Below are 19,328 nucleotides of genomic sequence, written 5' to 3'. Positions count from 1 at the left end.
AAAAAATAAGAATCCTCTTCAAAATTAATTGAAGAGGATTTTTTGTTTTGCGCCAACAAACATTTTGATTCGTTTCCAAACCCAATCGTCATGCTGAATTTATTTTATTAGTAGTTTTTTATGGCTTCAATGGCCTAATAGCTATTTCGTGGTCAGCATCTTTATTGGGAGATAGACCCTGAAATAAATTCAGGGTGACGACTGTATAGTAGAACCCAGACTAGGGATTCCAGACTAAAAACTAATCCTCCCTGCTACCATCATCAGCCATTCTCACCATTTTAGGTTCAAATTTAGCCACTACATCAACCAGTTCTGTTTGTGCTGCCATCACTTTGTTAATGTCTTTGTAAGCCATTGGCGCCTCATCCAAACCTGCTCCGATTAAAGTAACATTATGATCTTTCAAAATGGCTTTCATATCCGATTTGGTAATCGATTGAATCGCTTTTGTTCGGCTCATTTGACGTCCCGCACCGTGAGATGCAGAATTGATCGCACTGATTTCGCCTTTTCCCCTAACCAGAAATCCCGGCGCAGTCATACTTCCTGGAATAATCCCCATCACATCTTTACCTGCTGGCGTAGCACCTTTTCGGTGCACAATTACTTCTTCCCCATTAAGCATTTCTTTCCAAGCAAAATTATGGTGGTTTTCTACCTTGGCCAAAACTTTGGCGCCAATGGCTTTGGTTAATCTTTTATGGATCACCTCATGACAAGCTGAAGCATAATCGCCAGCTAAATTCATGGCAATCCAATATTCTTGCCCTTCGGCAGAATTTAGATCCAAATAAGCCAGGTTTGCAGCCTCTTTCGGGAGTTTACAGATGTCTTTCGCCAGTTTGGTGTAATGACCAGCAATGGTTGCGCCAAAACCACGGGAACCTGAATGGGTCAACAATGCTACGTAACGTCCTTTATCAATATTTAAAATCTCATCGCGTTCAGCAAAATCGATGATCCCCCATTCTACAAAGTGATTCCCACCCCCTGAAGTCCCTAATTGAGCCCAGGCTTTTCCGTGTAAATTTTTAAGGAAAGGAGTAGTATTAAATGCTTCGTTTTCTAAAACATCATGATCAGCTCTTTCATTACCATTAAAATTTTGACCCGCACCAAATTTGGTAAAAGCAATTAATTCGCGTTTGTACATTGCATCCTTTCCGAAATAGTGTTTCTCTGGGATATCGAAAATACTCAAAGCCATTCGGCAACCGATATCTACACCTACACCATAAGGGATAATTGCATTTCTGGTCGCTAATACACCACCAATCGGCAAGCCATAACCTTGGTGAGCATCGGGCATTAACGCCCCAGCTACTGAAACAGGTAGTTTCATCGCAATATCCATTTGATTTCGGGCACCATCTTCTATATAATCAGCACCGAAAATAGAATAATCTTTAGTACTGTTGATCAGTCCAATGGTTCCGTCTGACTTTGGATTGGCTTCCTCAATCACAGCGGTTGCGAGTACATTTAATACTTCATCATCCAAAAAACTTTCAGGATAATCTTTTACTTTTTTAAATAAGGTCAATAATTCTTTTTCTTCAATTTCCGTGAAATTTTCATTCAGGATAGCTAAAGCCAGACCTACTATTTTTCCTTCGGAATAACCTATTTCTATGAGGTCTTTTCCTGTTATGTTGTTGTTCATTGTTTAATCTTTTAATCGGCATAAAGTTCTGCTCTGATCTCAACAAGTATCGATTCGATTAGTTGAGCATCTGGTTTTTCCTGAAGCTTACTTTTTGTTGTTTCTTGTTCTATTTGTAGCATTAGTTTTTCCGCCATTTTTAATACTTCATCGTAATCAAGTTCTCCTCTTTTTATTAAAAGTAACTCATCCCGATTTCGTCTTTTTACATTTAGTTCTCCATCGCGTACAATCTCAAGCGCTACCTGCAAAAGTCTAATGGTATGCATCATGTTTTTGGCATCGTAATCTTTGCCATGGCTTTTATTTAAGCTGTACCTATCTTCATTTCGTTTTTCTACCCAATCCCAATATTCATTGTACTCTTTGCAATAAGATGAATAGCTATCCTTGTTGAAAAACAAATAAGCGATTTCTTGTTCTCCTGCAGGTATTGATGAGACTGATACTTCATTTGCCGCTTCCTTATTTGCAATACCCTTATAATTCAATTTCTTCTCCGCATCATGAAACAAGGCATACAGATCTTTAGCATTTGGAATTTTCGACAATCCACAATCAGCTTTTGAAATAGCATTTTTTGCAAGCCAGCTTTTCGCTTTTACAGATGAATAATTTTCTGTGATGAAACAAAAATCCAATACTGTTTTTCTGGTCTTCGGCATTGGATTTAAAATCTTCTTGTTCAAACCTTTTGCTTTTCTAATCTGTGTTAAAGCATATCCGCCAAAGGTATCTTTGCACAGCTTTGATAAAATTATGTCAATATTTAGTTTATACAATATCGGATGCTTATATAAGATACATTCTTCTGGTGTTGCCAAGATCTCTACAATATTTGGATTGTTTTTAATCAATAATTCAATAAAACGGCCAATTTCATAGTAAACTTCGTCATTACTTTCATTGCTGATCTGTGGGATATACTTCAAACCAAAAAACATTTCTTTTGGCATATAATATATTCCTTTAATATCAGTATCAGATTGTGGAGTATCTAACCCATAAGCCTTACTACCGCTTAAACATTCAAATAACAGTAAATTTTTATCCTTTAAATCTTTAATCGTCATAACGGGTTATTGTATCTCTAAAAAATGCATCAAGCATTTCTGCATTAAAACTTTCTTTTGGTAAATCTTTGGCTCCTTCGGTACAGTTTTTAAATTCAGCATCAATGTATCTACTCAACTCAGGGGCTATCTTGATGATAAAACCTTCTGCTGAGGTCGATTTTAATATGACTAAATCCCTTACCAATGTTTGAAGATGCTCGGGCATTAAGGTTAAAAGCGGCCCGATGGTCATTGGCGCAATCGTGTTTTTCTCCAAACACCATTTAGCTGAAAGTAGGGGGCGAAGTACATAAAAAAGCTTTTTAATCTTAATTTCATTTTCGTTTACTACAGTTTCTAGTGCGCTGTGTGCTATTCCTAAATAATGATTGATATTTGTTTTTCTGTAAAAGTATGTTTGACAGAGTGTCCATAAATCATTTCTAAAATTACCCAGTTCACTATAAATGATTGGCGATTGTAACCACTCGAAAGGAGTAGTATTAGATTTCCGGATCAATTTAAGCACCTTCCTGATGTCCCATCCGTAAATATCTAGCTCATCATTAATAGGAAAACCCAATTGATCATCCTTATCCTGAACAGAAAGATAAAAATTGAGCGGGCGCACATAAATAAAGCGGACATCGAAATCACTATCCGGTGAGGGAAATTCCCATCCTCTGCTACCTGATTCACATGCAAATAATATTTTGATATCATTTGATCTTTCTATTTCTGCAAGTTTATTTATTATTGTGGTTTTCATTCTATTCTTGTTCAATCCCCGGCAGGTAATACTCACCTGACCGAGGGTTTCTAAATTTAATTTATTTTAGGAAGATTTGTTTCAATTGATCTACAATTTGTCCACTGCCCGATAAGCTGATGTTGTTGATTTTTTCTGCGATTTTCTCCACATATTCCATCTCTTTCAACTTATACAACATAACGTTGTCTTCCATCAATTTGGCGGTGTTTAACAAACTTCTGGTTGATGCCGTTTCTTCTCTCCGGGTAATGATATTGGCTTGCGCTCTTTTTTCGGCAACTAAAACCTGGTTCATAATTTCCTTAACGTCACCTGGTAAAACGATGTCTTTAACACCACAGTTTGTTAATTTTACACCCAAATTTTCAACCTTATCTAAAGTGATGGCCATTACCATTTCAGCAATTTTTTCCTTGCTTTCCATCAATTCGTCAAAAGTCATTAAGCCAATGCATTCTCTTAATGCCAATTGCATGGTGATGTACAATTGTTTTTCAAATTCTTTGTTCTCCAATAAGGCTTTGATGATGTCATCAACTTTATATTGGATGCTGAAATTTACCCTCAATTGTGCTTTATCTTTGGTTAAGATTTCTTGACCGATAATTTCCATATTCAATTGCCTCATATCGGTTTTCAAAACTTGAACAGTAGTACTGTTTTTCCAGTAAACATAGTTTCCTGATTCCAATACGTTTTCAAATTTACCATCAACAAACAATAAAGCTTTCTCAAATGATTCTACTTTATAAGCCCTGATGTAATTCAACAATGGCGCTTTCTCCAACAAATTTTTATCAATCGTTTCATCAATTTTGATGTTACTGATATCTACCTTAACAAAGTTATATGCAGACAAACCTTTCCAGATGGCATGTCTGCCAGCCGTTAAAACGTTCTTGAAATTTTTGTTTTGATAAACCAAGGCCAGTTCATTATCGGCAACACTTACCAAGTGAATCAAATTCACAAAATCTGTGTTTTCCAATAAGACATCCAATTCGGCAACCGTGTAATAGTACTCTTTTGCCATATCGTACAAAGTCATATCTTCACCGAAACCTAACCAGTAAGTTCCAGCTGTTAAAACGTTTTTTAATTTTCCTTTTTTAAACACCAATCCAACATAATTGGTGTTAATGGTTACTCTTTTCATGTTTTCTGATGTTGAGATTTATAATTATTTAATTTCTTGTTTTACAAAGCATTGCAAAAGCGCATTCATTCGTTTCTTGCGGAAGTAAAAAGAATCCTGATGTTTTTAAGAATGAAATTAAACTTTAGCAGTTTTCGCATCCGAAGATTCTGTTAGCCGCTAATTGCTGAATTTGATTTTTAAACCGTTTCGTTCATCTGTTTTGCTTACAAAGCAAAAGGCAAATTCGCTTTTGAGATTTTATGATGAACCTTAAAGCTGAATGCGGTTTTACAATGCTGATCTTTTGAGCGGTTTGAAAAGTTGCCCTTCTTTTAAGATGGATCCTAAGTCCATTGCATTACCCTTATGCGATTCCAAGTGATGGTTGGAAGCAGGATTCGAACCTGCATGATTTGTTGTTATTCTACCCCTGAATTATTCCGATTGCTCGGAAGTGGGATTCGAACCCACGACACACAACGTGTTTAGACAGTCTATCATAATCCTTATCAGTATATTCCAAGCAATTTGCCCGAATACTTTGGGGCTATTCCGAAACCCACAACATTGGATAGATCTTATTTAGTGTTGCCATCCCTTTCGGGATTTCTTTATATTAATCTGATTGTGATAACCTTTACTAACGTAACCCTGTCCGGCATATCCCGAACAGGGGCTTCATTTTAATGAAATGCTGAGCCAAATAAATCGGAGCAGCATGACAGAGCGCGCGTATCATTTAGAACAGTAGACTGTTTCTGTCAATCAGATTGTTATCATTAATATTTCTCAAAGAACTGTATCGACTGGCGACATTACAAAGATGCCACCACCACTACGCGGTCGATTTGCGTAGTAAAATTTATTTTGTAATAAAATAAATAAGTATCTGGTAATTAGATTAATAAAATTTATTTTTCGATTAAATTTATTCTTTTAACACTCAATTGCGCAATTGTATTGCGTAGATGAAGAACACTTTGCTATATTTAAATAAGCTTTATGATCAGATTTTTAGCTTGAAGACCAAATTGATTAAAATGGCAGTAAATAAATTAGCGCTTATCCGGTATAAAACCATTGATGATTGTTTGAAGAACCGTTACCGTAAATGGACATTAGAAGACATCATCGAAAAGGTGTCGGCAACCCTGTACGAGCTCGAAGGGATTACCACTGGGGTAAGCAAACGGACCATCCAAGCCGATATCCAACTGATGCGGAGTGACAAGCTTGGCTACAATGCGCCGATTGTGGTAAAAGATAAACGCTTTTATGCTTACGAAGACCCGGGTTTCAGTATTACCAAAGCGCCGATCAATAATGCCGATGTAGATAAAATGAAAGAAATTGTTGGCGTACTGAAACAGTTTAATGCCTTTAACTATTTCGACGAAATGAGTGATATGATTGCCCGTTTAGAAAATAACCTCTACAAATCGACCAAACAGAGTGGCAATAATATTCAATTGGAGAGTAACAAGCTGGTTAAAGGCTTAGAATGCATTCCGCCCTTGTATCAAGCCGTTTTAAACAAACAATCTTTGTTAATAGAATATAAATCTTTCAAGGCGCAACAATCTCAGCAGGGAATTTACTATCCATATCTATTGAAAGAATACCGCAACAGATGGTTTTTAATATGTAAGGCGAAAAAGCGGCCAGGGATCTTAAATCTGGCATTGGATAGGATAGTAGAATTTCAGGAATTGCCCAACGAAGAATTTGTAAGTTATCAAGGTGTAGATTTCGATCGATATTACGATGATTTAATTGGTGTAACCAAAAACGAACGTGACCGTGCTCAAAAAGTAATCCTCGAATTTACCAACGACCATGCACCTTATGTGTTAACCAAACCTTTGCATTCATCGCAGGTAACATTAACTAAGAACGATAAAACAACCGTTTTTAGAATAGATGTGGTGTTGAATTATGAATTGGAACGCGAAATATTAGGTTTTGGAGAGTGTGTTAAAGTGCTTTCGCCGAGGTTGCTCATCTCAAAAATTAAAAGGCGTTTAGCACAAACGTATCAGCAGTATGATCATATTGATGAAGAAAAAAAAAATGTAAAGATCTCAAGAAGCGAATTAAAACGTTTTAGTAATTGAATTCTTATTTGTAATTTGAATTCACTATGTTCAAGACCAAATATATTCTCGTTTTTTTAATTTGCTGTTGGATAAGCACTTTCGCTCAACAGCCTACGCCTCAATGGAGGCCGACCTATCATTTTACAGCACCATCAAATTGGTTAAATGATCCAAATGGGTTGATTTATCTGAATGGGGAATTTCATCTTTATTATCAGTACAATCCGTTCGAAAATAAATGGGGGCACATGAGCTGGGGCCACGCCACCAGTAAAGATCTGGTGAGCTGGAAACACCTTCCGGTTGCTATTCCCGAAAAAATAACAAATGACACCACTACCATGATTTTTTCGGGTTCGGCTGTGCTGGATAAGCATAACGTAAGCGGATTGGGAAATGGAAAAGCGCCAGTTGTAGCTTTTTATACCGCAGATCTTCCGAAGCAGCGCAACGAATCGCAGTATATGGCCTATAGCAATGATGGCGGATTAACCTTTACCAATTATGCAAAAAATCCGATTATCGATTTAAACAAAAAAGATTTCAGAGACCCTAATGTCTGGTGGCATGAAGCGTCTCAGCAATGGATCATGACCGTTGCAATGGTTGATGAGCATCAGGCGAGGTTTTATGGCTCAAAAAACTTAAAAGACTGGACCATGCTGAGTGATTTTGGGAAACAAGGTAATCAAGGTAGTGGTTGGGAATGTCCGTTTATTATTCCCCTTGCTGTTGACGGAAATAAAAACAATATCAAATGGGTTTTAGCCATTTCATTATTCGGACCAAAAGGACCAACAATGCAATATTTTGTCGGTGATTTTGATGGCAAAACTTTTAAAAATGACAATGACGGAAAGTTGACCTTATTGGTTGATGAGGGGGATTCTTTTTATGCTGCCATTCCCTGGAACGATGCGCCAAAAAACCAGCGGATTTTATTGGGATGGTTACAGCCAGGCGGCAAAGAAACATTCCCATGGAAAGGACAGATGTCAATCCCGCGGGATTTATCTTTAAAAACTACACCCGAAGGGATTAGGTTGTTTCAGCAACCGGCTAGCTTGATCGGTGATAACATTAAAAAACATTCGAACGGTAAAGTAATAAGCAGACAAAACCTGGTTATCGATCAGAATATTGATTTGGGTACCAGTCAAAATTCATATTGGATTAATGCTGAATTTTCTATCAAGGATACAGAAAAAATAGGTTTTAAGCTTGCTCAATTAAAGGATGAGAAAGGAAATGTTGTTAAGGAAGTTGAAGTTGGCTATGATGCTATTAAAAAACAACTTTATGTTGATTGCACGCGTTCAGAGAAAGGGATTAAAAATGATAAGAACATCATTCAAACTGCAACCGTAAATCCGGTAAACGGTAAAATTAAACTCCAGGTGCTGTTTGATAAATCTTCGTTAGAAGTTTTCGGGAATGCTGGCGAAAAGGTAATTACCACGATGATTTTTCCCGATGAAAAAGCCACTGGAATTACGGCATTTTCCACAGGAGGTAAAGCGGTTTTAAATAGTCTTAAAGTTTGGGATATGAGTAAATGAAAATGATTGGACTTGAGTGATTGAATTAATGAATTTATTAGCGCTGTTGCCAATATTCTTTTATTCAATCACTCAATTATTCAATAAGCTAACTCTTAAACTCGCTGGTTTTATGAAATTCAATATCAGGATAATCCTGTTTCGTTAAATTGATCATGTATTCACTGTCCGCCAAATAAACCGGATTAGCTTCTTTATCGAAACCGATGTGTTGTTGTTTACGTTTTACAAATTCATCCAGTTTCTTTCTGTCGGTAGAAGTTACCCAGCTCGAACGGGTATAACTCAGGGTACGAAAACGACATTTAGCACCATACTCATGCTCCAACCTAAAGTTGATTACCTCGAACTGAAGCTCACCAACTGCACCGATCACTTTCCTGTTTCCAGGTTGCATCACGAATAACTGAGCAACTCCTTCATCGGTTAACTGCTCAATACCTTTTTCCAATTGTTTGGTACGCATTGGGTCCATATTTTCTACCTCTTTGAAGATAGATGGAGAGAAACTCGGGATGCCTTTAAACTGCAGTTTTTCACCTTCGGTTAAGGTATCTCCAATTTTAAAGTTGCCACTATCGTATAAGCCAACCACGTCGCCTGGCCAGGCCTCTTCAACAATACTTTTTTCGTTAGCCATAAAGTCCATCGGATTAGAGAATTTTAGTTTCTTATCCTGACGGGTATGATAATAAAATTTATTGCGTTCAAATTTACCTGAACAGATCCTTAAAAAGGCAATCCTGTCTCGGTGTTTTGGATCTAAGTTGGCGTGGATCTTAAACACAAACCCACTGAAATTTTTCTCTTCAACCAGTACATCACGCTCTTCAGCTTCACGGTGACGAGGGCTTGGGGCGATATCGATGAATGTATCTAAAAGTTCTTTTATCCCGAAGTTATTGATCGCACTGCCAAAGAACACTGGCGCAACCAAGCCATCAGTATATAAATCCTTATCTATCTTACCGTAGATACCGTCAACCAATTCAACATCATCTTTCAACGTATTGATTTCGTTTTCTTTCAGGTAATTTAATAAAGATGGATCATTTAAATCACTTGCCGCCACAACCGATTCTGTTACTTTGGTTTTATCCGAATTAAATAAATTTAAATGTTTGTTATAAATGCTGTAAACACCTTTAAAGGTATGCCCCTGGCCGATAGGCCATGAAAGTGGACAAAGACTGATGTTTAGCTTTTCTTCAATTTCATCCAGTAAATCGTAAGCCTCTTTACCTTCACGGTCCATTTTGTTGATAAAGATAATTACCGGAGTGTTACGCATACGGCAAACCGACATGAGTTTCTCTGTCTGTTCCTCCACACCCTTTACACAGTCTACCACCAAAATCACACTATCTACCGCCGATAAGGTTCTGTAAGTATCTTCTGCGAAATCCTTGTGACCAGGTGTATCCAAAATATTGATACGTTTACCACTGTATTCGAAACCCATTACCGAAGTCGCAACCGAAATACCACGCTGCTTTTCGATCTCCATAAAATCGGAGGTATTGCTTTGGTTCGCTTTGTTCCTTTTTACCGCACCAGCAGTATTGATAGCACCACCAAAAAGCAGAAATTTTTCTGTCAGTGTGGTTTTGCCCGCATCGGGGTGGCTAATAATGGCAAAGGTTTTACGTTTTTCTATTTCAGGGTTAAGCATAATAAAATTTTGGGTGTAAAAGTGATGAAACCTTGTTAAAGGAATTTAACAGCGATAAGATTTGAATATTGTTGTTTCATCAGGCCGCAAAGATAAGAAAAAGCTTTATTATTAATTGCTAGGTTGTTGTATTGTTTTATGGTGTGGTTGAATAGATTTAGAAAATGATTTGGAAAAGCAGGGACAGTGGTTTTTTTGTTATTACGGTCCTGCCATCCACTATAGCTCCGATAGAAAAAATCGGAGGCTGCCGTTTCTGTCAGGTTTAGATTGCTTATGCAGTAATTCTATTTGGGGCATTAATTCGTTGCTAATAATAATTATCTTGAATCAGAAATCTAATAAAAATTGGCTCAATTACTCGTCTTAACTAAAATTATCGATCCAAAATTAAAATTTCTCATCAATCATTCTTTAGTTTTGTGCTAAAATGTTTAGCTTTATTCATCCCTCCGTTTATTGTTGACTAAAATTTTACTGCCGATGCCTACTTTGGAAGAAACTTCTATGCCCGCAGAAATTGCGGCTAAATTTGTTAATTATACCTCAAAACATGTTTTTTTGACTGGAAAAGCAGGTACAGGTAAAACAACTTTCTTACGAAAACTGATTAAACTCACGCATAAAAAGGCCTTAATTGTGGCACCAACGGGTATTGCTGCAATCAATGCATCTGGGGTAACTATCCATTCGCTTTTCCAACTTCCTTTTGGAGCTTTTTTCCCTGATGCTGCAGGAGGATTGATCAATGAAAATATCAATTTCAACTTTAATACACCCAAAACTTTAGTAAAACATTTAAACATGCAGGGCAATAAACGCCGCATGTTGCAGGAATTGGAGCTGCTGGTAATAGACGAAGTGAGTATGCTGCGGGCCGATATGCTCGATGCCATAGATTTTGCTTTACGATATGTACGGAGGAACAGAAACCTTCCGTTCGGCGGGGTACAGTTATTGTTTATCGGCGATCTACACCAGTTACCTCCTGTGGTAAAAAATGATGAATGGCGCATTATGGCCAAGTTTTATAAAAGCATTTATTTTTTTGATGCCCTGGCTTTGCAGGATAATCCTCCTGTTTATATCGAACTGGATAAAATTTACCGTCAGGATGACGCTGTTTTTATCAATCTGCTGAATAACCTTCGGAATAATAAAATTACCACAGAAGATACAGCCCTGCTCAGACAGCATTTCAAACAGGATTTTAAACCAGCGGCCGATGAAAATTACATCACTTTAACCACGCACAACAATAAGGCTGATAGCATTAACCGTGAGCGACTGGCCCAGCTGAAAACCAAATCTTACTTTTTTGAAGCAAAAATTCAGGGTGAATTTAATGAATATGCTTACCCGAATGATAAAAGTTTAGAGCTAAAGGTTGGCGCACAGGTAATGTTCATTAAAAATGATATGACGGCCGAAAAACGATATTACAATGGCAAGATCGGCGTGGTACATCATATCGAAAAGGACATAATCGAAATTGAGCTTCCTGAGGATAGGACAGTAATTGAGATTTCGCGTTATACCTGGGAAAATGTTAAATATAAACTGGATGAGGCAACCAATGAGATCAAGGAAAATGTGGCTGGTTCGTTTATTCAGTACCCCATCAAACTCGCTTGGGCGATTACCGTGCATAAAAGTCAAGGTTTAACTTTTGATAAAGCGATTATTGATGTCGGGGAGGCTTTTGCGCCGGGTCAGGCTTACGTGGCCTTATCGCGATTACGCTCATTAAAAGGTTTGGTTTTAACTTCTCATCTGCGCGAAAGTGGTTTGCAACAGGATCAGAATGTGCATTATTTTTCTAAAACTAAACTTCCATCAGCGGTACTGAATGAGCAAATCAGTATAGAAAGTTATACTTTTATCCGTAGTTATTTGCTTGCTGCATTTGACCTAAACCTGATCCGTTACTATTTAAAAGAACACCGTCAAACTTTTGATAAAAGCGAAAAATCGGCTAAACAAAGGCATGAAGAATGGACGGATACCATTTATACCGACTTTCAGAAAATCACGGCTACGGCTGATACGTTTGTTAATCAGCTTAAGAACCTGTTCGCACAGCAAACTGAGCATACTTTATTTAATGTATCGAAAAGGGTAGAGGCTGCCTTAAAATATTTTAATCCGCTGGTTAAGGAGATTTCAGACCGTTTTCTGGCTCAAATTGAAGTGATAAAGGAAGAAAAGCAGATTAAAACCTACGTTACAGAACTGCTGGAATTTGAAATTCTGGTGTATGAGCAATTGAAAAAGATGCATAAAAGCAAGGCCTTATTGCAGGCACTTATTGAGGGGAAAGAGTTTAGCAAAGCCGATACTGATGCATTGCTGAATACGGTTGAAAGAAACAATCAGCTTCAGAAAGCCATCCAGCTAAAAGGAGAAACACTCAAGGTAAAATCAGCAGCCGAGAAAAAGAAAAAAGAACCAAAGATTGATACCAAGTTAGTGAGCTTCGAACTTTATGAGCAAGGGAAAACCATCGAAGAAGTTGCAAAAGAACGTGGTTTTTCGACAGGTACCATTGAAGGGCATCTGGCCTATTATGTATCAACCCAACAACTTGATGTTACCAAATTGGTTAAGGCCAATAAGATCAGGAATATTAGTGATGCAGTGGAAAGCCAGAAAACAAAATCAATGGCAACGATAAGGGAGTTTTTAGGTAAAGATTATTCTTTTGGGGAGATCAAGCTGGTGCTGGCGTCGTTGTTTCCATCAGAAGAATAAGCTTAGGTTTAACCGCAAAGGGCGCTAAGAACAGAAATGCAAAGGGCGCAAAGACAACATAATATTATGAATGAGAATGAACTTTCAAAAATTGTGATTGGATTGGCTATAGAAGTTCATAATGTTTTAGGGCCTGGATTGTTAGAAAGCGCCTATAAAGAATGTTTATATTACAAAATTCTTAAGGCTGGATTATTTGTAGAAAAAGAAAAGATGATGCCATTAGTTTTTGAAGAGGTTAAACTTGATTGCGGTTATCGGATTGATATTTTAGTAGAACGGAAATTGGTTTTAGAACTGAAAAGTATTGAAATGTTAAACGATATTCATTTAGCCCAAACATTAACTTATATGAAATTAGGGAATCACAAATTAGGCCTTTTGATGAATTTTAACGTAATTAGGTTAAAGGATGGATTAAAACGTGTAGTGAATGGCTTGTAAATTTCTTTTGTCTCTTTGCGAAAAACTTTGCGAACTTTGCGGTTAAATGGAAAAGGTTAAAGTTTTAGCGCAGTACATGCCCGAACCAGCGGCACCGCTAATTGCAAAATGGATCGATTATTTTCAGTGCGAATTTAAGATTGCTAAAACCCGCTCCACAAAACTGGGCGATTACCGTCATCCTTATCAAGGCAAAGGCCATCGCATTTCGGTAAACTTCAATCTTAACCATTACGCTTTTCTGGTTACCACAGTACATGAGTTTGCACACTTGCTCACCTGGAACGATTTCAAGAATAAAGTAAAACCACATGGTACAGAGTGGAAGAAGAACTTCCAGCGGATGATGGTTCCCTTTTTTGACATGAATATCTTTCCAGCCGATATCCATAAAGCAATTGATAATTATATGTCGAACCCGGCGGCATCCAGCTGTTCCGATCTGCATTTATCGCGTGCCTTAAAAAAGTACGATAGCAATAAAGCCGAGACTTTACATTTAGAGCAATTGCCCATTAATACCACTTTTAAAATTAAAGATGGACGGCGTTTTACGAAAGGCGAACGGATTAGGAAGCGGTACCGGTGTATCTGTTTAGATGATAAACGGTTATATCTGTTTAATCCCCTGGCAGAGGTTTTTGTGATGGAATAAGATTAATTTGCTGTCATTCCGGATGAAAAATTACAATTCTCAAAAATCGTCATTTCGAGCGTAGTGAAACGAAGCCGAGAAATCTAACTCGATAGATCTCTCCATTCCACTGCGTTTCAGTCGAGATGACAATGCTTATTATTTAAATCATTTATACCCTATTTAAACAAACTTAAACTCATTCCCATCAAATAAACCTTTGTCGCTTAATTTTAAGTGTGGAATCACCAATAAAGCCATAAAAGAAAGCGTCATGAAAGGGGCAAGCAAAGTAGAGCCTAAATCCTTTGCAAACTGATCTATTGAGGTATAACTTTTTGCAACCTCGTAGCCGTTATGATTGCTCATCAAGCCTGCTACTGGTAAAGCTAAAACTTCTTTTTCCCCATTTCCCAATGCCACTACACCCCCAGTTGCTGCAATTACCAGATTTACGGCTTCACAGATGCTTTTATCATCTACACCAACAGCAATAATGTTATGACTATCATGAGCAACACTTGAGGCAATGGCGCCTTTTTTTAAGCCAAAGTTTTTTACAAAGGATATTGCAATAGGTGCATCATGATAACGGTTCACGACTACCATTTTCAAAACATCGTTTTCCAGATCACTAATGATATTTTGATTTAAAACTTTCGGTTTGGCAGATATTCTGTTCGTAATCAATTGCCCGTCTAAAGCTTCAATAACTGGAATTTCTATTTGTCCGGTAAATGGATAAATAAAATCTTGTTCCTTTTTCAAGCTGCAATCGAAATGGTTTACCGATTCGCGATCTTCGACATGTTTTACCCAATTGCCTACTGTTTTTCCATTTTCGGCAAGCAATAATCCATTGATATAGGTTTGTTTTACCTTGAATGTTTTTAAATCTTCAAGCACGATAAAATCTGCATTATCATTGATCTGAAGTGAGCCAACATCTAATTTGTAATGAAGAATAGGGTTGATGCAGGCTGCTTGTAGGATATTGAAAATATCAATTCCCTTTTCTACTGCCCTTGTACAGAGCTGATTAATATGATTTTCGACTAAACTATCAGGATGTTTATCGTCGCTACAGAACATCATCATTTCTGGCCAATCGTTCAATAGATCGATCAGCGCCTCAAAATTTTTGGCCGCGCTTCCTTCGCGGATAAGAATTTTCATGCCCCGTTGCAATTTATCCAGCGCTTCATCTGCGGTAAAACATTCATGATCGGTAGAAATTCCGGCATTGATGTATTGTTGAACAGCATCGCCACGTAAGCCCGGGGCATGTCCATCAACTGGTTTGCCGAGTTCATGAGCGGCAGCAATCTTTTTTAAAACCCCTTCATCTTTATAAAGTACACCTGGGAAATTCATCATTTCGCTGAGGTATTTTATTTCGGGACGTTCTAAAAGTGATTTTACATCATCATGATCCAATTCAGCTCCGGCCGTTTCAAAAACGGTAGCCGGAACACAACTCGGGGCACCAAAATTAAATTTAAAAGGGACGGTATTGCCATTTTCAATCATAAATTCTACCCCTTCCATTCCACAAACGTTGGCAATTTCATGTGGATCGCTAATTGTGGAAACAGTTCCATGAACAACCGCTAATCGCGCAAATTCACTTGGAATTAGCATACTGCTTTCGATGTGCACATGGCTATCTATAAAACCTGGTGAGATAAAATGTGCTCCTTCTTTCTGTTCGGAGATTTTAGAAATTGATTTTATTTTTCCATCCTCAACGGCTACTTCGCCAAAGAAAATATTCCGCTTGGTGATGTTGATGATATTCCCTTCGACTTTGAAATTGCTCATGTATTTTTTTGTTTTTTAATGTCGTCACCCTGATCCGATAGCTATCGGATTTATTTCAGGGGCTTTTAAGATGCTGAAATAAATTACCTTCGGTGAGCTCGCTTAAGGCTCGGTTTACTTCGTAGCTTTTCGCTGCGCTACAGGTCAGTATGACGATTGCGTTCTGAACCGCTCTCAATATTTCAATAATTTATCAATTGTTTCTGCCAATCTTGCTTTAGCTAAAAAATCTTCTTCCAATACTTTGCTCATTGGAATTGCCGTATCTAAGCTTGCACAGCGCATTACAGGTGCATCGAGATAAGCGAAACAGTGCTCTCCAATCCAGGCGGAGATTTCGGCACCAAAGCCATTGGTTAAGGTATCCTCATGTAAAACTAAAACCCTTCCGGTTGCTTTAACCGCCGCCCTTACAGCTTCTTTATCCCAGGGCTGTAATGTACGCAGATCAATCAATGTTGCACCGCTTTCAGGATATTGCTTTAGGTAATCTAAAGCCCAATGAACGCCAAGCCCGTAGGTAATGATCGTGAATTTATTTCCTTCGGCAAGCCTAATTGCTTTCCCAATTTCTGTCGTATAATAACCATCTGGAACAGGAGCGCTTAAACTTCTGTAGAGGTATTTATGCTCGAAATAAAGCACTGGGTTTGGATCTTCGATGGCTGCCAATAGTAAACCTTTCGCATCTTCAGGGAAGGCCGGATAAACGATTTTTAAACCCGGTGTTTTGGTAAACCAGGCTTCGTTGCTTTGTGAGTGGAACGGACCGGCACCTGTTCCGGCACCCGTGGGCATACGCACCACCACATCGGCTTTTTCGCCCCATCGATAATGCGTTTTGGCCAGGTTATTCACGATCTGATTAAAGCCAACGGTTACAAAATCTGCAAATTGCATTTCTACAACAGCTTTATAACAATTTATAGATAGACCCAAACCTGCACCTACAATGGCCGATTCGCAAATAGGGGTGTTGCGGACTCTGCCTTTGCCATATTTAGCAGTAAAACCATCCGTGATTTTAAAAGCTCCACCATAATCGGCAATGTCTTGCCCCATTAAAACCAGGTTAAGATACTTTTGCATGGCCAAGTCTAATCCATCGGTTATTGCATCTAAATATCTTTTTTCTGTGGAAGTTTGACTAGGTTGGACAACATCTTGCTGATAAGGAAAATACATATCGGTCTCCTCCTGATCGGCATTAGCAATAGGCTCATCCTCATTGAAAGCTTCTTCAACTTCCAACTCAATGTCTCTTTTAACCTGAATTTTGATGTCGACAATTGAATCTGAGGTTAAAACACCCTGCTCAATTAAATAGGCTTCGTAATTACTTAGCGGATCTTTCTTTTCCCATTCATCAAACAGTTCTTGTGGAACATATTTAGTGCCTGATGCTTCTTCATGTCCACGCATCCTGAAAGTTAGGCACTCTACCAAAACCGGTCTTGGATCTTTTCGGATTTCCATGGCCAGCTGGTTAATGGTATTATAAACTTCCAGAATATTATTTCCATCTATCTGAATGCCTTCCACACCATAACCAATAGCTTTATCTACCAGGTTTTTGCACCTGAATTGCTCTGATTTTGGAGTAGAAAGGCCATATCCGTTATTTTCGATTAAAAAGATAACAGGAAGGTTCCAAACTGCGGCAACATTTACTGCTTCGTGGAAATCACCTTCACTGGTTGCCCCTTCTCCGGTGTAAACTAATGTGGCGTGCTGCTTATTGGCTAAAACATCGGCCAGCGCAATACCATCTGCTAAAGCCATTTGTGGCCCCAAGTGGGATATCATCCCAATTATTTTATATTCTTGTGTGCCGAAATGGAAAGAGCGGTCGCGGCCTTTGGTGAAGCCGGTAATTTTGCCCTGCCATTGGGCCATTAATTTTTTTAAAGGAATATCGCGAGAGGTAAAAACGCCCAGATTACGGTGCATAGGCAAAATGTACTCATCGCTTTGCATGGCTAAGGTGCTGCCAACAGCTATTGCTTCCTGGCCAATGCCCGAAAACCATTTGCCAATTCTACCCTGACGCAAAAGCTTGAGCATTTTGTCTTCAACCATCCGAGGGTAAAGCAATCTTCTGTATAAGTTCAGCAAGAACTTGTCGTCTTTATCACCTCTGTTAAATTGCATATCTGGTTATTTTGACTAATGAGTCCTGATTTAAGACTCCTTATTTTTTTTCAATTCTTCCCATTGTTTAGCAAAAGATTTATCGGCAACTTTAGGCATCTCCCGGTATTTGCCCCAGCTTTTTTTGAAAAATCTTTTGAGCATAAAGTTTTTAAACTTTCCGCCAAAGAAATCCATCCATTTGCGTTTTTGCATCATTCTGCTGAACATGCTCCAACCGATTTCCTCTTTTTTGCCGTTTTCGTGTGCTGCGGCGGCATCTCTGCGGTTAAGCAGGAGCATTTTATGGATATCGATTTTTACGGGGCACACTTCTGAACATTTACCGCAAAGACTAGAAGCATAGCTTAAGTGTTTAAACTCTTCCATACCCTTTAAATGAGGTGTAATTACTGAGCCAATCGGGCCACTATAGGTTGTATTATAAGTATGCCCACCAATATTTTTATAAACCGGGCAGGCATTTAAACACGCACCACAACGGATGCAGTACAAGCCCTGCCTCTGGTCCTTTTGTGCCAATAAATTGGTGCGGCCATTATCCAGCAAAATCACATACATTTCTTCTGGCCCATCTGTTTCATTGGCTTGGCGTGGGCCACTTAAAATGGTATTATAAACCGTTAAGTTTTGTCCGGTTCCATGCGATGCCAGTAAAGGCCAGAACAGGTCAAGATCAGCCATTGAGGGAATTACCTTTTCGATACCTACTATAGCAATATGGATTTTAGGGAAAGTGGTGCTTAAACGTGCATTTCCTTCGTTCTCCGTTAGGGCAATGCTTCCGGTATCAGCAATTAAAAAATTTCCACCACTAATGCCAATATCAGCTGTTAGGTATTTATCGCGGAGCAATTCTCTTGCTTTTTGTACCAGTTGAGGAGGAGTGGCATCGATAGGTGTGCCAAATTTATCGTGGAATAACTGTGCGATATCTGTTGCACTTAGGTGCATGGCCGGGGTAACAATATGATATGGAGCCTGACCAAGCAATTGAACAATATATTCGCCCAGATCACTTTCTAAAGATTCGATGTTGTTCTTTTCCAGGAAATCGTTCAAGTGAATTTCCTCAGTAGTCATCGATTTTGATTTGATAACTGTTTTGCCGTTATTTCTTTTGATGATGTTGAGGATTTCCTGTTGGGCTTCTTCGGCATCATTGGCCCAGATTACCTTACCGCCACGCCGCTGGAAATTTGATTCGAATTCTGGTAAGAACTTATCAAGGTTTTCCATCACGCGCCATTTAATTACGTGTGCCTTTTTTTTGGATGCCTCTAAATTTTCGAATTTTGATAAGCCCCGTTCAACAGCTACATTGTATTTCCCAATATTATAATTTATGGTTTTACGATGCGGCAGATCGAAAGCTTTCTCGTCAGATTTCTCTAAAAATTCCTCGGCAATATTCATCAATAGTTATTTTGTAATAGGGTAACGAATATTAACTGATTTTAGTTTTTAGCTATTTCGTTATAACATCAAAGATAGGAATTTATGCAGGCGCGAAAAGGTATTGTGCATAAAAAAGCCCCGACATTTTGTCGAGGCCAAGTATTTTGAACT

The 19,328-nt window shown here is 38.3% G+C and carries 13 protein-coding genes; 5 read left to right on the top strand and 8 right to left on the bottom strand.

Annotated elements, in window-relative coordinates; translation table 11 throughout:
- Positions 1 to 241: 241 nt before the first annotated feature.
- The 4 genes from ACN9MR_RS20625 to ACN9MR_RS20610 form a co-directional block, all read right to left on the bottom strand.
- The gene (locus ACN9MR_RS20625; protein WP_426326410.1) at positions 242 to 1,666 is read right to left on the bottom strand and encodes an RtcB family protein; all 1,425 of its coding nucleotides are present in this window, start codon (positions 1,664 to 1,666) and stop codon (positions 242 to 244) included.
- Positions 1,667 to 1,677: 11 nt separating this feature from the next.
- The gene (locus ACN9MR_RS20620; protein WP_426326409.1) at positions 1,678 to 2,739 is read right to left on the bottom strand and encodes a DNA polymerase beta superfamily protein; all 1,062 of its coding nucleotides are present in this window, start codon (positions 2,737 to 2,739) and stop codon (positions 1,678 to 1,680) included.
- Positions 2,729 to 3,490 (bottom strand): nucleotidyltransferase domain-containing protein, encoded by a 762-nt coding sequence (locus tag ACN9MR_RS20615; RefSeq protein ID WP_426326408.1) that lies wholly within the window; start codon positions 3,488 to 3,490, stop codon positions 2,729 to 2,731. Before ACN9MR_RS20615 ends, ACN9MR_RS20620 begins: the two co-directional genes overlap by 11 nt.
- A gap of 61 nt (positions 3,491 to 3,551) precedes the next feature.
- Positions 3,552 to 4,649 (bottom strand): slipin family protein, encoded by a 1,098-nt coding sequence (locus tag ACN9MR_RS20610; RefSeq protein WP_426326407.1) that lies wholly within the window; start codon positions 4,647 to 4,649, stop codon positions 3,552 to 3,554.
- Between the two features lie 1,022 nt (positions 4,650 to 5,671).
- Between ACN9MR_RS20610 and ACN9MR_RS20605 the strand changes: the two genes are divergently transcribed.
- Together ACN9MR_RS20605 and ACN9MR_RS20600 are read left to right on the top strand one after the other, a co-directional pair.
- Positions 5,672 to 6,745: a helix-turn-helix transcriptional regulator gene (locus ACN9MR_RS20605; protein WP_426326406.1), complete on the top strand. Its 1,074-nt coding sequence runs from the start codon at positions 5,672 to 5,674 to the stop codon at positions 6,743 to 6,745.
- Positions 6,746 to 6,771: 26 nt separating this feature from the next.
- Positions 6,772 to 8,286 (top strand): glycoside hydrolase family 32 protein, encoded by a 1,515-nt coding sequence (locus tag ACN9MR_RS20600; protein ID WP_426326405.1) that lies wholly within the window; start codon positions 6,772 to 6,774, stop codon positions 8,284 to 8,286.
- Positions 8,287 to 8,374: 88 nt separating this feature from the next.
- Here ACN9MR_RS20600 and ACN9MR_RS20595 read toward each other — a convergent pair whose 3' ends face one another.
- Positions 8,375 to 9,958, bottom strand: a complete 1,584-nt coding sequence (locus ACN9MR_RS20595) for a peptide chain release factor 3 (RefSeq protein ID WP_426326404.1) — start codon at positions 9,956 to 9,958, stop codon at positions 8,375 to 8,377.
- A gap of 483 nt (positions 9,959 to 10,441) precedes the next feature.
- Here ACN9MR_RS20595 and ACN9MR_RS20590 point away from each other — a divergent pair, with 483 nt between their 5' ends.
- The 3 genes from ACN9MR_RS20590 (at position 10,442) to ACN9MR_RS20580 (ending at position 13,808) form a co-directional block, all read left to right on the top strand.
- Complete coding sequence (locus ACN9MR_RS20590) at positions 10,442 to 12,709, top strand: helix-turn-helix domain-containing protein (RefSeq protein WP_426326403.1); 2,268 nt, start codon at positions 10,442 to 10,444, stop codon at positions 12,707 to 12,709.
- Positions 12,710 to 12,775: 66 nt separating this feature from the next.
- Complete coding sequence (locus tag ACN9MR_RS20585) at positions 12,776 to 13,153, top strand: GxxExxY protein (protein WP_426326402.1); 378 nt, start codon at positions 12,776 to 12,778, stop codon at positions 13,151 to 13,153.
- A 46-nt stretch (positions 13,154 to 13,199) separates the two neighbouring features.
- Entirely contained in the window at positions 13,200 to 13,808 is a 609-nt protein-coding gene (locus ACN9MR_RS20580) for a SprT-like domain-containing protein (protein WP_426326401.1), read from the top strand.
- 162 nt (positions 13,809 to 13,970) lie between these two features.
- Here the strand turns inward: ACN9MR_RS20580 and ade are convergent, their stop codons facing one another.
- The 3 genes from ade to ACN9MR_RS20565 all read right to left on the bottom strand — a co-directional run bounded on the left by ade (position 13,971) and on the right by ACN9MR_RS20565 (position 19,175).
- Complete coding sequence (gene ade, locus ACN9MR_RS20575) at positions 13,971 to 15,608, bottom strand: adenine deaminase (RefSeq protein WP_426326400.1); 1,638 nt, start codon at positions 15,606 to 15,608, stop codon at positions 13,971 to 13,973.
- Between the two features lie 174 nt (positions 15,609 to 15,782).
- Positions 15,783 to 17,759, bottom strand: coding sequence for an alpha-ketoacid dehydrogenase subunit alpha/beta (locus tag ACN9MR_RS20570; RefSeq protein WP_426326399.1), 1,977 nt, complete (start codon positions 17,757 to 17,759; stop codon positions 15,783 to 15,785).
- A gap of 30 nt (positions 17,760 to 17,789) precedes the next feature.
- Entirely contained in the window at positions 17,790 to 19,175 is a 1,386-nt protein-coding gene (locus tag ACN9MR_RS20565) for a LutB/LldF family L-lactate oxidation iron-sulfur protein (protein WP_426326398.1), read from the bottom strand.
- Positions 19,176 to 19,328: the final 153 nt, after the last annotated feature.

It is taken from the genome of Pedobacter sp. R-06 (assembly GCF_049913135.1).
In the GTDB taxonomy this organism is placed as follows: Bacteria; Bacteroidota; Bacteroidia; order Sphingobacteriales; family Sphingobacteriaceae; genus Pedobacter.
The sequence above is the reverse complement of the archived record's forward strand: the minus strand, read 5'-3'. Positions and strand labels throughout refer to the sequence as shown.

Bases quoted from the DNA above. Each gene is read 5' to 3' on its own strand.
- ACN9MR_RS20590 (WP_426326403.1), top strand. From the start codon at position 10,442: ATGCCTACTTTGGAAGAAACTTCTATGCCCGCAGAAATTGCGGCTAAA.
- ACN9MR_RS20595 (WP_426326404.1), bottom strand. From the start codon at position 9,958: ATGCTTAACCCTGAAATAGAAAAACGTAAAACCTTTGCCATTATTAGC.
- ACN9MR_RS20605 (WP_426326406.1), top strand. From the start codon at position 5,672: ATGGCAGTAAATAAATTAGCGCTTATCCGGTATAAAACCATTGATGAT.
- ACN9MR_RS20625 (WP_426326410.1), bottom strand. From the start codon at position 1,666: ATGAACAACAACATAACAGGAAAAGACCTCATAGAAATAGGTTATTCC.
- ACN9MR_RS20610 (WP_426326407.1), bottom strand. From the start codon at position 4,649: ATGAAAAGAGTAACCATTAACACCAATTATGTTGGATTGGTGTTTAAA.
- ACN9MR_RS20580 (WP_426326401.1), top strand. From the start codon at position 13,200: ATGGAAAAGGTTAAAGTTTTAGCGCAGTACATGCCCGAACCAGCGGCA.
- ACN9MR_RS20585 (WP_426326402.1), top strand. From the start codon at position 12,776: ATGAATGAGAATGAACTTTCAAAAATTGTGATTGGATTGGCTATAGAA.
- ACN9MR_RS20600 (WP_426326405.1), top strand. From the start codon at position 6,772: ATGTTCAAGACCAAATATATTCTCGTTTTTTTAATTTGCTGTTGGATA.
- ACN9MR_RS20570 (WP_426326399.1), bottom strand. From the start codon at position 17,759: ATGCAATTTAACAGAGGTGATAAAGACGACAAGTTCTTGCTGAACTTA.
- ACN9MR_RS20565 (WP_426326398.1), bottom strand. From the start codon at position 19,175: ATGAATATTGCCGAGGAATTTTTAGAGAAATCTGACGAGAAAGCTTTC.
- ACN9MR_RS20615 (WP_426326408.1), bottom strand. From the start codon at position 3,490: ATGAAAACCACAATAATAAATAAACTTGCAGAAATAGAAAGATCAAAT.
- ACN9MR_RS20620 (WP_426326409.1), bottom strand. From the start codon at position 2,739: ATGACGATTAAAGATTTAAAGGATAAAAATTTACTGTTATTTGAATGT.
- ade (WP_426326400.1), bottom strand. From the start codon at position 15,608: ATGAGCAATTTCAAAGTCGAAGGGAATATCATCAACATCACCAAGCGG.